The 15,652-nt window shown below is 38.1% G+C and carries 12 protein-coding genes; 6 read left to right on the forward strand and 6 right to left on the reverse strand.

Features of this window, described 5'->3' with window-relative positions:
• Positions 1-3 precede the first annotated feature (3 nt).
• The 6 genes from ACN1CD_RS20255 to ACN1CD_RS20280 form a co-directional block, all read right to left on the reverse strand.
• Positions 4-3,186 carry a SusC/RagA family TonB-linked outer membrane protein gene (locus tag ACN1CD_RS20255; protein WP_419132229.1) on the reverse strand — a complete coding sequence of 1,061 codons (3,183 nt, stop codon included), beginning with the start codon at positions 3,184-3,186 and terminating at the stop codon, positions 4-6.
• An 82-nt stretch (positions 3,187-3,268) separates the two neighbouring features.
• On the reverse strand, positions 3,269-4,339 hold the full coding sequence (locus ACN1CD_RS20260; protein ID WP_419132230.1) for a FecR family protein: 1,071 nt from the start codon (positions 4,337-4,339) through the stop codon (positions 3,269-3,271).
• A gap of 79 nt (positions 4,340-4,418) precedes the next feature.
• Positions 4,419-5,006, reverse strand: coding sequence for a sigma-70 family RNA polymerase sigma factor (locus ACN1CD_RS20265; RefSeq protein ID WP_419132231.1), 588 nt, complete (start codon positions 5,004-5,006; stop codon positions 4,419-4,421).
• 282 nt (positions 5,007-5,288) lie between these two features.
• A complete protein-coding gene (locus tag ACN1CD_RS20270) occupies positions 5,289-5,783 on the reverse strand; it encodes a hypothetical protein (RefSeq protein ID WP_419132232.1) in 495 nt (164 codons plus the stop codon).
• Positions 5,784-5,843: 60 nt separating this feature from the next.
• Positions 5,844-6,434, reverse strand: coding sequence for a hypothetical protein (locus tag ACN1CD_RS20275; RefSeq protein WP_419132233.1), 591 nt, complete (start codon positions 6,432-6,434; stop codon positions 5,844-5,846).
• Positions 6,435-6,482: 48 nt separating this feature from the next.
• Positions 6,483-6,992: a GNAT family N-acetyltransferase gene (locus tag ACN1CD_RS20280; RefSeq protein ID WP_419132234.1), complete on the reverse strand. Its 510-nt coding sequence runs from the start codon at positions 6,990-6,992 to the stop codon at positions 6,483-6,485.
• 376 nt (positions 6,993-7,368) lie between these two features.
• Here ACN1CD_RS20280 and ACN1CD_RS20285 point away from each other — a divergent pair, with 376 nt between their 5' ends.
• The 6 genes from ACN1CD_RS20285 to ACN1CD_RS20310 all read left to right on the forward strand — a co-directional run bounded on the left by ACN1CD_RS20285 (position 7,369) and on the right by ACN1CD_RS20310 (position 15,416).
• Positions 7,369-7,713 (forward strand): hypothetical protein, encoded by a 345-nt coding sequence (locus ACN1CD_RS20285; RefSeq protein ID WP_419132235.1) that lies wholly within the window; start codon positions 7,369-7,371, stop codon positions 7,711-7,713.
• Between the two features lie 383 nt (positions 7,714-8,096).
• Positions 8,097-8,576 (forward strand): DUF1203 domain-containing protein, encoded by a 480-nt coding sequence (locus ACN1CD_RS20290; protein WP_419132236.1) that lies wholly within the window; start codon positions 8,097-8,099, stop codon positions 8,574-8,576.
• A gap of 112 nt (positions 8,577-8,688) precedes the next feature.
• Positions 8,689-10,092, forward strand: coding sequence for a S41 family peptidase (locus ACN1CD_RS20295; protein WP_419132237.1), 1,404 nt, complete (start codon positions 8,689-8,691; stop codon positions 10,090-10,092).
• A gap of 76 nt (positions 10,093-10,168) precedes the next feature.
• Positions 10,169-10,759, forward strand: coding sequence for an RNA polymerase sigma factor (locus ACN1CD_RS20300; protein ID WP_419132238.1), 591 nt, complete (start codon positions 10,169-10,171; stop codon positions 10,757-10,759).
• A 208-nt stretch (positions 10,760-10,967) separates the two neighbouring features.
• Complete coding sequence (locus ACN1CD_RS20305) at positions 10,968-11,993, forward strand: FecR family protein (protein WP_419132239.1); 1,026 nt, start codon at positions 10,968-10,970, stop codon at positions 11,991-11,993.
• Positions 11,994-12,131: 138 nt separating this feature from the next.
• Complete coding sequence (locus tag ACN1CD_RS20310; RefSeq protein WP_419132240.1) at positions 12,132-15,416, forward strand: TonB-dependent receptor domain-containing protein; 3,285 nt, start codon at positions 12,132-12,134, stop codon at positions 15,414-15,416.
• The last annotated feature ends 236 nt before the right edge of the window (positions 15,417-15,652 follow it).

The following is a 15,652-nucleotide window of genomic DNA, read 5'->3' on the forward strand; positions in this document are numbered from 1 at the left end:
ACATTAAAAAGTTAGGTTAAAGCCTGCTACAAAAGATCTGGCCACCGGATAATTAGAATAAGAATATCCGGAAGTAAGTACATTGTCGCTTGTTGCATCTGGATTAAAGCCGCGGAAACTGGTAATGGTGAGCAGGTTATTGCCTGTTACATACACACTCGCTCTGGATACTTTTAGCTTAGAAAGTAAGCTTGAAGCAAAATTATAGGTTAACTGAACATTGCGCAAACGAATATAATCTGCTTTCTGGAAGAAAACACTGGAGGCGTTGGTATTTAATCTATTGGCGGAATAATTAGTATTTGACTGTGCCAAAAATCCATCTGGATTATTTACCGGATGGTATCGGTTTTCGAAATAATACTGATCTGCCATAGAGAAGCCTTCGCCCGATTCCATATTTACCAAACCATTGTCATAAATTTTTCTTCCGGAAATGCCATTGATGGAGAAACTCAATTCAAAGCTTTTATAAGCAAAACTGCTATTAAATCCGTAGGTAATCTTCGGTGCATAGGTACCAAACCCCATGCGGTCATCTGGCGTTATTTTACCATCATTATTTACATCCTGCACAATATAATCACCTAATAAAGTGCCTGTAATATGCGGACTACTATCTATCTGGCCTTGATTTTTATAGACCCCAATTACGTTATAACCATAAAGCTCTGCAATGGGTCCGCCTACTTTTGTTCTAAACGCACTATTTGAACCTGTTACGATCTGATTCTGCCCTGGACCTAGCTCAAGCACGTTATTTTTATTTGTGGCGATGTTGGCGCCAAAGTTCCAGCTTAAGGGGCCTAATTTAATATTGCTGCCTGATAATTCCAGTTCAAAACCTTTATTACTGGCCCGCCCTACATTTTGCAATGCACTATCATAACCAGATTGGGCCGGTACCGGAACCTGTAGTAATAAATCTGATGTGATCATAGAATAGTAATTGGCAGAGAGATTTAAGCTTTTCAGGAAACCCAGATCGAATCCGAAATTGTACGACGTTTTGGTTTCCCAGGAAAGTGTACTATTGGTAGGATTTACCGCTGCGAAACCCGGAAGCAGTGTTGCACCACTTACATAATTTAACGGGTTGGCTAAGGCGTAGGAACTATAATTACCGATCTGATTATTCCCTGCTTTACCATATGTTGCACGTAATTTAAGCAAGTCTATCCAACTGGTTTTTGGAAAAAAGTCTTCCCGGTTCACAATCCATCCAGCGGTTAGCGAAGGGAAATTACCCCATTTTGCATCTTGCCCAAATCTAGAAGAACCATCTCTTCTGATGGCTGCAGAGAATAAATATTTATTTGCATAAGCATATTGCAACCTGGCCAGGTAAGATAGTTGTGTCCAAACGTAGCGGGTTGGAACCACAGCAAAAGACGAAGCACCTGCAATATTATCGATATTGTTATCTGGTATTCCCGTTCCGGAAACCACTGTACTGTTACCCGATTCTTTTTGAAAAGTTGTTCCGGCTAAGATGTTAAAATCGTGTTTACCAAAAGTCTTTTCATAATTTAAGGTATTCTCCCAAAGGTAATTAATTACCGAACCTTTTGTTTCGCTGGCTCTGGCAGGTTTTGGTGCCGCGGTGCGGTATTCACCAACATCAGATGGTGTAAAGAAATCTACAAAATTACTGCTGTAATCTCCACCTATCAATGATTTAAAGGTTAACCCCTCCACAGGTTTAAAATTTACATAGGCATTTCCAAAAGTGCGGAAGAGATTTTTGTTAAATTTTGTTTTTTCCATAATGGCTACCGGATTTTCGCCCAGCGCTCCATCTTCTGCTGTATTGGCTATAATCTGCTGACTGATGGCTAAAGAACCATCGGCATTTCTGGCTGGGAAGAAAGGATACATAATCAGTGCAGACCCAATGGCATCGCTACTCCTGCTGGCATCATTCTGGAAAAATTTCTGCATATTGTAACTCGGATTAACGTTTAAACCGATATCAAAAGATTTGGAAATTTTTGTATCAAATTTGAACGACATGCTGTACCGTTTCAAGCCGGTTTCCACCACAATTCCATCCTGATCAAAATAATTACCAGAGAAATAATACTTCGATTTTTCATTTCCGCCTGAAACTGCCACATTGTAACTGCTAATGGGTGCCGTACGGAAAATTTCATCGAGCCAATCGGTATTGGTTAAACCTGGCTGGTTGTTCAGGTAAGGTTGAATATAGTTCAATCTCAAATCTCTCTTGTTCGCACCTTTGGCAACCCGCGTTGCATAATCATCTGCTACGTTTCTAAGGGAAGGATTTCTGGAGACATAACCCCAATCCCGGGCTTCGGTATTTAGTTGTGCAAATTGATATCCATCTACCAGATCTACACCATCCGATCGGCGCTGTGCCCCGGTGTAAAAATCGAATGAGACTGTATTTTTGCCCGACTTGCCGCTTTTAGTAGTAATCAAGATCACACCATTTGCTGCCCTAGAACCATAAATGGCTGCTGATGCAGGGTCTTTTAAAATGTCAATGGTTTCAATATCCTGTGGATTAACAGTATTCAGAGAGCTTCCTTCTGATAGTGGAAAGCCATCAACCACCACCAAAGGGCTTACACCAGCGGTAAGGGTACCAATGCCACGGATTACAATTTGAGGATCGGTTCCGGGTTGTGCCGAAGCATCATTAATAACCACACCCGCTGCTTTTCCGGCAAGCTGCTGTGCGAAATTGCTTCCACTGTATTTGTTAAGCTCTTCTGATTTTACCTGGGAAATGGCACCCGTAATTTTGGTTTTTTTCTGACTACCATAACCCACCACTACTACATCGTTTAAACCGGAAGAACTGGATTCCATTCTGATCAGGATGGAATTATTGGCACCAGAATTAATTAAAAAAGCTGGTGATGTTTTCTTTTCATAACCGATATAACTGAATGTGAAGTCGTATCGGTTGCCTACCTTCACGTTGTTGAAAACGAAAATCCCTTTTGTGTCTGTAACTGAATTTTCGGTTTTTTTCGTGGCCGGATCCATCATCAGTACCGATACGCCAGGCAAGGTTGCGCCTTTCTCATCAACCACCGTTCCTTTAACGGAAGCCGTTTGCTGTGCTTGTGCAGTTAAGGCAATAATGTTCAGCAGTACAAATGCAATGAAGCAATTTAACCTTTTAAGTGTCTTTTTAAGTTTGTTTGTTTGCATGATATAGTTAAAAAAATTAGGCAATAGTGTTCCCTTATCCTATTTTCAGGATAGCTGGTTGTTTAAAAACTGATCGTTAAAATTATTTTAGTTTGCTTATGACGATGTTATTTGCGTTCCGTTTATAGGTTAATTCATTCATATTGCAGATGGTTGGTAGCATCATTTCCAGTTTTTCCGTGCCACCAAATGTGCCGGTAAAGTATAGCTTCTGGAGATCAGCATCATCCATCCCTTCATAGCTGATCTGAACGTGATAGCGTTTGGCAAGGCGATCGAAAACATGATCTAATGGTGCTTCGTTAAATATTAATGGCTCAGGTACGGGCATTTTTACAGCTGGCTTCACTTCGGCAGAATTTCTGGTAGTATTGAAATGAGTGACCACTTGTTCCTTCTGCCTTGTATTGATGGCGAGTTGCTGTCCGGGAACAAGGTAAACATCCTTTAAATCCATTCCACTTTTTGAAGTAGATTTAACCACTACTTTTCCTTCCAGCAAATTTACTAGTATGCGATCCTTTTTGGTGGTGTTGATGGTAAACGCTGTACCCAAAGCAGTAGTGGTGAAACCTCTGGCAGTTACAATAAACGGGTGTTTTTTATCTTTAGCTACTTTGAACGTAACTACCCCTTCCATACTAATGCTCCTGTTTTTACCACTAAAAGGTTCAAAATAGCTTAATGAACTGCCGGGCTGAAGGGTTACGATCGAACCGTCTTTAAGGGAGATCCTCATTTCCGTTTTCCCTGAATTATAAGGCTGATGAAGGGTTTGTGTTGCAGGTTTTAAATTACTGACCGTTACTTCTTGTTTAGGGTGTGTATGCAGCCAGTTGATGGAAAGAACTATTCCCAGGCCAAGCACCAATACAGCGGCAACTAATTTTAACCAATGATAAAGCACCAGGGTTTTCATCGGTGGTTTTTGCTCTTGCCTGGCTATCCGGACATGAAGCTTTTCCAAAAGATCTTGAAAACGTTTCTCCGAAATTTCTTCTTTATGAAGATGACTTTCGCTTTCAAATTCCTGCTGTAATGCATTTTTGAAATCATCTGACTCTTTATTGATCAGTTCATAAAGTTTGCGCTGTTCTTCAGGGTTTATTTGTTTTGCCCAGAATTTACTAATCAGTTCTTTAATTTCGTTCATCTGATTATAAATACGCCCTAAGCTATCTTTTGGGGGTGCCGTTATGTGTTATTAAAACATTAACTTACCGTTAAGTAAATTAAAGGTTCATCATTATCACCAAAAGCAGAATGCAGATCATCTCGCCGGAAGAATGTCTGGACATGATGTATTCTTTTATGAAATTTTTAGATTGTTTGAGATAATCCTTCACCGATTCTATCGAAAGGCCTAAAAGTTGTGCAGTTTCTTTTTGAGATTTACCTTCGAAACGGCAGAGCTTAAATACCTTTTGCCTTTGCGGAGGCAATGCATTGATGGCTTCCTCCAACATATTAAGTTCAGCCTCGATCAGGCGTTTATCTGGAAAAATTTCTTCCGCAACAGCGTGAAAAGGATCATAACTATCTACATACTGAATGCCCTGTTTAAGCTTTTTCCTCAGGTAAGAAACAGACCTGTTATAGCTGACAACGAAGAGCCATGCCGATACTGATTGCTCAGGATCTATTTTGGCCCTGTTTTCCCAAAGCGCAAAGAATACATCCTGAAGAATATCTTCTGCAATGGCCGTATCCTTGATCAGTTTGAATATGTTGGCGTAAATAACCTGGTGATAATGAACGTAAATCTGATCGAAAATTATTCGGTCTTCCAATGAATCGTTTTTGAACTGGTACTTTACCATAAAGGTTTTAAATTGATCAGATTAAAAGACAACTTGTTAGGAGAATAGATTTAGCACAAAATTAACAGCGCTATATTAACTCAATATTAAATTAAACTACTTCATTAAATAAATTTATTATACCAGAACAGTACTGAAAATATTAATTCTACTTTTTTTTGCCTCAATGCTTATCCAAACATCGGGTTTACGCTGCCACCTATTCACGAACAAACCATTTCCCATTTCCTACTGCCCATCTCCCATTTCTATTTCCCATTTTCTCTTGCCTATTCAACACACTTAATGCATACATCCCCTCCAGATGAAGGTACGTTTTGCATAAGCATCAGGATATTTTTTCTTAATGGCGGCCAGCTTATTTTCCATATCCTGTGACTTTACATCTGTGATGGCGGCAACTACAATGTAATATCCTTTTGTAAATCCTTTATATGCATTGGAATATTCTACAGAAATATAATCATCATTAATAGCAGCGCCGTCGCCGCGTGCATAATAACATGGATAACCGGTTTCATCTCCACCAGCATCTTCCATACAATCACCTTTACTCATGGATAAGCCAATTTTGTTGTTTGGCATTAATCCTCGTAGATCTAGTTTTTTGTGAAGCGAAGCCGATGCTTTTTTTGCAGTCGATAAGGCCAGCTTATAATCCTTAGTACTATTAACAATAATGATATCCTTCGGCACTTCCACATTAAATTCATCCTGAGCGAAAGTATTATGAGCGGCAAATATTAATAAAGCGCAACTAATTATTTTTTTGATCATCTTATATGGATTTAAAATATCGATTTATATATTTCCTGTTTATTGATAAACTTAATTGCTTTATTCCTTATAAATATCAAATTGCTGAAATGAAATTTTACCGAAATTTTTAGCTGTTTTCACTTCTGTTTTGACTTCTTCGGGTGCTGTAGCATGAAAACGTTCACCTCCATCTTTAAACAGGAACCAATTTTTATCGGCAGGTGAATATTTAAATGTTACAATCCTCGTCCAGCGTTGGCCGCTCCCGCCATAATGTTCAACAGAAAAATAACCATTTTTAATGGTGATGTTCATAAATGGATCGCCCATCTGGCCACCGCAATCCACACAATATACACTGTTGTTACTCCTGGCTGCGAGTTTATAGGAGTGATCTGCCTGGCCCAATAAGATCAGCAAAGGCCTTTTTTCAGGATGGTCATTTACATCTGAAGTTTTCTCCTCGCCTTTTTTCTTTAATACCAATATGATATCTCCAAAAGCGTCCCGATTCAGGTCACCTTTGGTTAAATTCAACGCTTCAAAGCCTGCCGGAATGTATTTTTTTAATGCTGTGGGAACTTTTACTTCGTCTTCCTGAGGGATGAGTTTACTTAAACTAGCTGTTGCCAGTTGTGTTAACGTGAGCACTGTAAGTAATAATTTCATAGGTTAATTATGGTAAGGTGAAATTTAAACCGTAAACATAAAAAATTGTTAGGTCTTAAAAAGGGAAGAAAACATATTTCGCCACCCCATCCATTTTTTTCTGCCTGCAAGATGTCTGCTGAGCCGTAAACTCCAGACCGGATACGGCTTGCCCGCGCTATCATGTGGGAATTTTTGGTATACTTCAAAACCCAAACTCAGGTAAAACGAAAGCGCCCGCTCATTCTGAGCATTTACATCTACCAGCCACGCTCCATGTTCCTTAACAGCAAACTGAATCAGGCATTTGCCGAAGCCTCTACGAAAGGCATCCGGACGAACAAAAAGTAGTTGAATTTTGTGATTAGATAGTGCAATAAAAGCCTGCAGCTGATCTGCTTCCTCCACACCGAAAAGATCCAGATTAACCAGGCTATCAGAAATCAGTTTCCTATAATGATCAATGTCTTTTTCGGTGATGAAATCATGACTCGCCCTCACCGATTCCTCCCAAAGCTGCAAAACGCTGGCATGTTCCGATTTCAATATCGAACGGATGGCTAAGCTAGGTTCATTCATGAGGTAACATTAAATTTGATTCACCGCGTATGGAACAAAGATGTTAGGTGTATGTTTGAAACTAAGCACACTTATTTGAACGATCGCAATAATGACTATTTCATTATTTTCAGCTTTAACAACTTTGATTTAATTATCCTGTCAAAGCTCATCAAAAAAACAAATTTATTTTAACTGCCGTACGCAGGGTTTAGAAAATAATTAAATCAAAGATCAGTAATAGGAAAGATTGAATTGGCATTTAGAAAAGATACTGATAAAGAATCGTTTAAGCAGCAGAAAGATTAACAACCGGCACAACAACCAGCACTACGCCATTATATTTAAAACTATGCTTGCCGATTGCTGTTAGTATGCTAAACAAATACCTAAAATAATGACAGAAGATAAAAGACAACAAGCCATCAAATTATTAAAACAAGGCTTAGAAACCGTAGAAGACCGTGAGTATACTGAGATCGCCGAAGTTCCAGTGACTGATGAAAGTAAATTCGAAGTGAAATATAGTTTCGTACATGATGGTATAGAAGGTATCTGTACGATTGTTGGTCAAAGCCAAACCGTTGAATCAACCACCGGTGAAGAAGAATTAAAAGTTACTTTACTCAGTGAATTTGATGAAGATTCTTTGCACTACAACTCTATGACAGCAAAAGAACAGGTTGACAATGACTTGATCAATGTTGAGGAATATATGCACAGACACATTAATGAAGGATAATCTTAAAATACAGATTTTTAAGATTTAATAAATAAATTAAAATGGGCAATTCAGATTGTCCATTTTTTTTTGCTTATGAATTTAGGAAAACATTCCCAATAAGTTAAGTAAATTTGATAAAAGAAAGCGCTACTTTGGAGACCGAAATCACATATTGAAGGTTCTATATGTCTTTACCGGAGGAGAAGCCCCCCCTTGAAGGTCCATGAACTTATACTAATATAGGTCAATCTGATCCCTACTCTTAGAAGCAGGAAAGCAATCTTACTTTTTTATGTTTTGAGAATGTTAATTGAAAAACAAGGTAGTTATTTCAATAAATCAGCAAGTTTCGGATTGTTTGCAAGCTAAAAACTCAATTTATTTGTATTTCAAGTTATAAAATGAATAAATTTAAAATTGTTCCCATCTCTGCGGCATACGCAAATAAAATTAAACAAACTTTAAAAGATGATTTTGGTCATGAAGTGATTGAACAGGTAGCCACTGGTTTTGGTCCTTGCCGCATTTCTTTAAAACCTTTCATTGTTGGAAAGGATATCCGGTTATTATTTAGCCATAGCCCATTTACCATTGATAATGTCTTTAATCAACCTGGCCCAATATTTATACATCAAAAAGATGTTGAACCCTATGGTAATATCTATCAATTCCCGCCAGAAATCAAGGCAGATAAAAACAATTTTCCATTATCGTTAATTGGCTATTCTAAAGATCAGCAAATGATGTATACCCAATTGGTGGGCAATGCGGATGTTGATCATTTAATTGGTGAAATTTTTGATCAACACCCGGAAATCGACTATCTACATGCCAGAAATGCCGAGGCTTGTTGTTATATCTGCAAAATAGAGCGGGTTTAGCCAATTTTAGCATCTGGCAACAAGCCTATCCCTCCACTTATGATAACTTGCTGATATTTAATGTAGAGTTAACAAGCGTACGCTTAATTTTGATGTTAAATCCAAAACCATCATGATAAAACGCTCCAACCCATTAAAACGAACGGCTTTTTACTCTACCTGTATAATACTGCTATTTTTGGCGGTGCTTTCTTCCTGCAAGAAAGATCAGAAAAGGCCAGATTACCCTATAGGGAGCAATGAAAACATCAACACCTGGATACTGGATAGCCTTAAGCGGTATTATTACTGGAATGAACAGCTACGTGCAGACATCAACATCAGCTTGCCGCCAAAAGATTTTTTTAATGCTCTTCGCACTCCAGCGGATCGCTTCTCTTATATTAACCTGCCAGGTGATGCCACGACCATAACGCCTGCCAACAGAGATTTTGGATTTGACTACACCAGCGTTAGCGACCAGATCAGCACAAAAGTGATTGGCATTATAAAAGTCGTTTTAAAAGATTCTCCAGCTTCGAGAGCAGGTTTAAAACGTGGAGATTATGTCGGGAAAATCAATGGTAAAACGCTAACATCAGTCAATGCTCAAACCCTCCAAGACGAAATATTAAGCAGCAACCGCTTCTCACTGACCTTGGCAGAGCCAAATAATAATACCTGGACAGATACCCGAACAATTGAAATCAATAAAGGTATAATCCTTGATCAGAAAGAAATCAGCAGGATAATAGAAAGTGATGGAAAAAAAATTGGATACCTGTTTTTTATTGATTTCAATGCAGGTCTGGCCTCTTCACTCACTTCGGTTTTTAACAATTTTAAAACACAAGGTATTTCTGATCTAATCCTTGATCTTCGTTATAATGCGGGCGGACAGGTAGCGGAAGCAGCAGGAATTTGTGCAATGATTGCTCAAAACATCACTTACGATAAACCTTTTATTACCTATAAGGGCAATAAAAATGGAGGCAACAAGACAGAATCCATCGGTATTGCTTCCACTTTTGATCGCACTGCAAACTTTAACACCCTCATTCAACAGAATCTTGGATTAAACCGGGTTTATGTTTTATCTACTAAAACTACGGCATCTGCGGCAGAAATCATCATCAATAACCTGAAACCCTTTATGCAGGTGATACAGATTGGTGAAAAAACAAGAGGTAAAGACGAAGCCTCATTCAGGATCTTTGATACCCGGAGCCCAAAACAGGTAAATTGGGAAATGCATCCCATTGTTTATAAACTATTTAACGCACAGGGAAATGGATCATATAGCGATGGAATAAAACCAGATATGGAAATTAATGAGATTAATACTTTACCATTACTTCCTTTAGGCGATCCTAATGATCTGCTCATACAAACGGCTATAAACAGAATAACAGGAAAGATTACTAAAAATGGTATAGGCATTAACAATGCCCATACAGGAGGTTTTAAAGCTGGAAATATTTTAATGGATTCGCGACTCCAATCCACACAAAACACCATAGCCATTACCCATAAGTAAGTTAAGGAAAAAGGTTTCATTGTGTTAACATTAACTTTAAACACGACGGCTAACTTGCCTCCCATAACTGCTACTCATGGAAAAGTTGGAAAGTTTTAACCCTATAAAACTCCTGAACAATGTCAAAAATGGCGATTCAGCTGCTTTTAATGAACTTTATTACCAGTATCGCCAAAAGATATACGGTTATGCGCATCATTTCACCCGATGTAAGGAAGAGGCAGAAGAACTTACACAGGATACTTTTGTAAGGCTTTGGGAGAACAGGGCTAAAATAAATCCGGAAAGAAATTTTGATGCTTTTCTTTATACCCTCGTTCGTAACAATTTCTTAATGGTACTTCGCAAAAAAGCAAGGGAAAAAGCCTATAGCAATGAGAACTTATGCCAGCAGGAATCCTTCAATGCTATAGAAGATGAACTAAATGCCAAAGAATCTAAACGGATAGCACAAAACGCGATAGAAACACTTTCTCCACAGGTAAAAAAAATATACCTAATGAGCAGAGATGACCATCATACGCATGAAGAAATATCGCAACTGATGGGGATTTCAAAAAACACCGTCAATAACCACCTCAAAAAATCATTAAGCATCATGAGGAAATATTTTAAAACTTATTCTCCGGAAACGATTTTATCCTTAATCGCTTTCATTTACTGCTAAACTGATCTTTATATTGATTGATGATATGCGATGCCCTTCAGGGCATTTTTCATTTACAACCAGCCTAATAAAAAAAAATAAACACCTGATAAACAAGATTTTATTTATTATTTAAAAATAAATTACATTCTGTATAGCTGTATCCAGCATTTCAAACATATATACCATAGTGCACAGCATATAAGGCGTTAAAGAACTACGATTAAAAGTGAAAAAAGAAAATATTAAAATATTATTTGAACGCTATCTGGAAGGTAAAACCAATCTGGAGGAAGAAAAAATTGTGCTGGATTACCTGGCCGATCAGGCAAATGAAGACAGCGAATTTCATCAGGTAATGGAAAAGGTTTGGGATAAGCAGGCTAAAAAAACCGATCATTCTGCAGAAGCAGAACAAGGTCTGGTACAAATTTGGTCGAAGGTAGAAGAACGCCAACACAAAAGCCTCCCACTATCGGCCATATTCAAATATGCCGCAGCTATTGTGGTAATCATTTCTGCTGCATTGGCTTGGTATAATTATCAAAAAGTACAAAAGCCAACACAAATCGCCATCGCCTATCTCACAAAAACGACCCTAAAAGGTGAAAAAGTAAAACTGATCTTACCAGATAGCTCAATCGTATACCTCAGCGCCGGCAGTAAGCTGATTTGGCCCTCTCATTTTATTAAAGGCAGCCTTAGAAACATCCGGCTGGAGGGAGAAGCTTTTTTTGAGGTGAAACGTGATACTACCAGCCCCTTTGTTGTACATAGCGGACAAATGCAGACACAGGTACTGGGTACTTCGTTTAACATTTATGCCTACCCTCAGGATCATACCTTTAGTGTAGCTGTACGCACCGGAAAAGTAAGCGTTTCTGCCAATAGCCAGGGCAAATTGAAACAACTTTCACTGCTTACACCTGGTATGAAACTCTTCTACCATTTAAATAAGCAAAATTATAGTGTAGGTTCCGAACGCATTGCAGATATCAATTCGTGGATCAAAAATAGCTTTGTGTTTAAAGATGTAAGCCTTCCAAACATACTCAGATCATTAGAAAGGTATTATAATGTAAACATTGAACTCCAGAGTAACCAACTTTCTAAATGCAGATTCAATGCAACCTTTTCTAACAAAAGCATTAATGATGTAATGGAAGAAATCCACATCATGAGTGGAAAACACATTAAATATAAAATAGACAACAATACTAAAACAATTACCGTATGGGGGAAGGGCTGCCAATGATGAGTTAACTACTTAAAAGCCGCAATAGAAATGCGCAAAACTGACTAGAAAATATTTACGAAAAAATTAAATCTCTTAATATAAATAAGGAGCCGGATTGCTCGAACAACCCAGCCCCTCAACAAAAGTTTTTAACCCGTGAGAATTAAAAAACATCTTGATCCTATTAAAATAGGATTTTACGAAAATATAAAAAAATATATTATCAACCTGAATTACAGTAAAGGATTGGCAACACTACTGCTATTTACCTTATGCTTTAATCTGGCAACGGCTAGAGGACTTACACAGAACGCCACATCAGGAAGTTTAAGTCTTAAAATAACCGAACTTAGCATTCCGGAAGCCCTTGCTTTGCTTGAAAAAAAATCAGGCTTTTTAATCAACTACAATAAATCAATCTTTAGTCCGAAAGATAAAATAAACCTGGATATTAAAAACATGGCCTTTGAGCCTATTCTGAAAAGAATCCTTTCGGGTACAAGGGTAGCTTACCGCTTTGCAGATTCCCAAACCATCTTACTTTACAAACTTCCAGATCCGGTAAAACCTGGTCTGATATCAGGTAAAATATTCGATGAAAAGGGCGAAACCCTTCCCGGTGCCTCAGTTAAGGTAATAGAAACAGGTAAAGCTACTCAAACCGCCAGCGATGGAAGTTATAGTTTAAGTGTTGAGCCGGGTAACTATACACTGGAAATTAGTTATATTTCTTTTACTACTCAACGCATTAGCGATGTAAATGTAAGGGCCGATAAAAACACGCCTTTAGATATTTCCTTAAAACCTGATACGAAGGGTTTACAAGAAGTTGTGGTAACCGCCAGTTATAAAAAGGCATCAGTTGAAGGCTTATTAACCCGCCAGAAAAATGCATCAGAGATCAGTAATGGAATCAGTGCCGAACAAATCTCAAGAACACCCGACAGAAACATTGGCGAAAGTTTAAAACGCATTAGTGGAGTGAGCACGGTAGAAAATAAATTTGTAATCGTAAGGGGAATTGGTGAGCGATATAATTCCGCACAATTAGATGGCGTTACCCTTCCAAGCACTGAAGCACAAACCCGCAATTTTTCTTTTGACCTGATCCCTTCCAATTTGGTAGACAATGTGGTTGTAAGCAAAACAGCAACGCCTGATATGAACACGAGTTTTGGTGGCGGTCTTATTCAGATTAACACCAAAGATATACCGGCAGAGAACTTTATCGGTTTTACAGCAGGTACATCCTACAACGACCAAAGTACTGGAAAAGATTTCCTCAGCCATAAAAGAGGCAAATACGATTATTTAGGTTTTGATGATGGCAGACGTGATTTTCCTGAAGGCTTGCAACAAACTGACAGAGGAACGGCACCTAATACCAATTTATCAAATGAAGACTATCAGAAAAAGATAGATGATCAAAGTAAAAAGTTTAAGAACGATAACTTTAGTATCTATAAATATAAAACGGCGCCAACACAAAATTATCAATTCAGTATCGGCAGGCTTATTAAGCTGGATACCGCTAATCAGAACAGATTAGGCATTATTGGATCAGTTACCTACAGGAATACGCAAACCATTAATCAGATTGATCAGGTACGTAGAAGCGATTGGTATTTAAACTATAATAACGCTGGCGCTAAATACATCTTTAATACCACCTTAGGTGCATTACTTAATGTCGGCTTAAAACTGGGCAGCAACCGTTTTAGTTTGCGTAATACGTATACCCATTTTTACAATAATGAGTTGCTTAGAATAACAGGGTATGATAATAATGACGGGGCTAATTTTATTTCGGCAGGGATACCACCGAGCCGAATACAAGAAGTAGATGACCCTACATTTACCGATCTTCTACAAAATAAATTAAATGGTCAGCATCAGCTTGGCAAAGTAAAATTAGAGTGGAATCTGGCTCGGACGGCAATAGAACGGAAAGAAAAAGATATTGGAATTGCTACAAGTGTACCAAGATTAATTGGCAATGAATACCTGTATTTTTATGATACTTCTCCCTTTATCCAGGGAAATATCTTACCTACTTCCCGTCATAATTATGCCAATAGCGAACGTAATTACTCCTGGAGCGTAGATGCTTCAACACCATTTAATATCGGGAAGCTAAGAAATACATTGAAAACTGGCTATTTCGGTGTAACCAAGAAAGGCACTTTTAACTGGCAGATTGCTGCACTTGCCAATAGCGCTAACCTGGCGGATAGCTTGAGGTATATTCCTATTAGTGAAATGGCAAATCCAGCAAATTTCGGTGCGAATGGATACAATTATGCCATTAATTCTTATTTCTTGAATGGATACGAAGGAAACAGCAAAACCCATGCAGGTTATATCATGCTCGATGACCGTTTTTCAGATGAAATCAGGCTGGTTTGGGGAGTAAGGGGTGAATATTATAAATATACCGAACTTAGAAACGACATCAATATCAGAGGTGGAAGTGAATTTGTTCTGCCAACCGAAAAAAAATGGCAATGGTTGCCTTCTGCAAATTTAACCTATAGTCCGATAACAGACCTAAACATCAGAGCGGCGGCTTCCAGTACAGTAATCAGACCGGAGCTGATGGATAATAGTCAGTTTTTCCGTTATGATCCAAACCTGGGTTCGCTATTTGGTAATCAAGGGTTGGTGAGTACTAAAATCAATAACTATGACCTTAAAGCAGAATGGTTTCCAGGATTAGGAGAAATTATTTCAGCTGGTGCATTTTACAAACGTTTTGATCAGCCAACAGAATTAACTTTTATCCTGGTGAATGGTAATATCAATTATTACATCAAAAATGCAGATCAGGCTAAAGTATATGGTTTAGAATTTGAATTAAGAAAGAATTTAAATTTTATTACCGACAACCAGATTTTAAGCAAGATTACTGCTTATGGCAATGTGACTTTACAAAAATCCAGCGTGGTGGGCACCTATAAAATCACTAACCCGGATGGGCTCAATTTGCCAAATATTTCCGTTCCAACGAAACAAAGCAGGCCCATGTATGGCCAGTCGCCTTATCTGGTTAATTTAGGTTTACAGTATACCGGAGACTTCCTGGGCCTCAATATTATTTATAACAAATCTGGCTACAAAACCTATATCGTGAGCCCATATTTCGACCAGATAGAATACGAACAGCCACGTGCGCAGATTGATTTGCAGATTAGCTACAGGTTCTTGAAGAAAAAACTCGAAATCAAATTAAATGCAAGTAACCTTCTTAACAGGGCATCTGCTTTTTATATAAATACAGGCAGTTATGAAAACAATCCTGATTACGCGGCCGGAAGAGATGACATTAGTGAACGGTTGCGCTTAAAGCCAGGTTTTACCAATAAATTTGAAGAGGGCGATGAACTTAGATACAGACAAGTATTCGGTCGTACCTATAGCACCTCTATTAGCTATAATTTTTAAAAAATGCGAAATATAAATATGGTTGAACATTTTAAAAAGAAAGGAGAAATAATCATTTCCTAAATGCAAAAAAAACGAAAGGTTGTACTAGAACCTTCCGTTTATACCGATAATTTCTTGTGGGAAGTCGGCGTGCATCCAGGAATAACCCTGAAATCTATCTGATCATACTGTTAAAACCCCAGGGGTATTAACAGACTGTTCTTAGCTAAAATGCTAAGATAAAAAAAATCATC

The organism is Pedobacter sp. N23S346, assembly GCF_048515415.1.
Lineage (GTDB): Bacteria > Bacteroidota > Bacteroidia > Sphingobacteriales > Sphingobacteriaceae > Pedobacter.

Bases quoted from the DNA above. Each gene is read 5' to 3' on its own strand.
- ACN1CD_RS20255 (WP_419132229.1), bottom strand. From the start codon at position 3,186: ATGCAAACAAACAAACTTAAAAAGACACTTAAAAGGTTAAATTGCTTC.
- ACN1CD_RS20260 (WP_419132230.1), bottom strand. From the start codon at position 4,339: ATGAACGAAATTAAAGAACTGATTAGTAAATTCTGGGCAAAACAAATA.
- ACN1CD_RS20265 (WP_419132231.1), bottom strand. From the start codon at position 5,006: ATGGTAAAGTACCAGTTCAAAAACGATTCATTGGAAGACCGAATAATT.
- ACN1CD_RS20270 (WP_419132232.1), bottom strand. From the start codon at position 5,783: ATGATCAAAAAAATAATTAGTTGCGCTTTATTAATATTTGCCGCTCAT.
- ACN1CD_RS20275 (WP_419132233.1), bottom strand. From the start codon at position 6,434: ATGAAATTATTACTTACAGTGCTCACGTTAACACAACTGGCAACAGCT.
- ACN1CD_RS20280 (WP_419132234.1), bottom strand. From the start codon at position 6,992: ATGAATGAACCTAGCTTAGCCATCCGTTCGATATTGAAATCGGAACAT.
- ACN1CD_RS20285 (WP_419132235.1), top strand. From the start codon at position 7,369: ATGACAGAAGATAAAAGACAACAAGCCATCAAATTATTAAAACAAGGC.
- ACN1CD_RS20290 (WP_419132236.1), top strand. From the start codon at position 8,097: ATGAATAAATTTAAAATTGTTCCCATCTCTGCGGCATACGCAAATAAA.
- ACN1CD_RS20295 (WP_419132237.1), top strand. From the start codon at position 8,689: ATGATAAAACGCTCCAACCCATTAAAACGAACGGCTTTTTACTCTACC.
- ACN1CD_RS20300 (WP_419132238.1), top strand. From the start codon at position 10,169: ATGGAAAAGTTGGAAAGTTTTAACCCTATAAAACTCCTGAACAATGTC.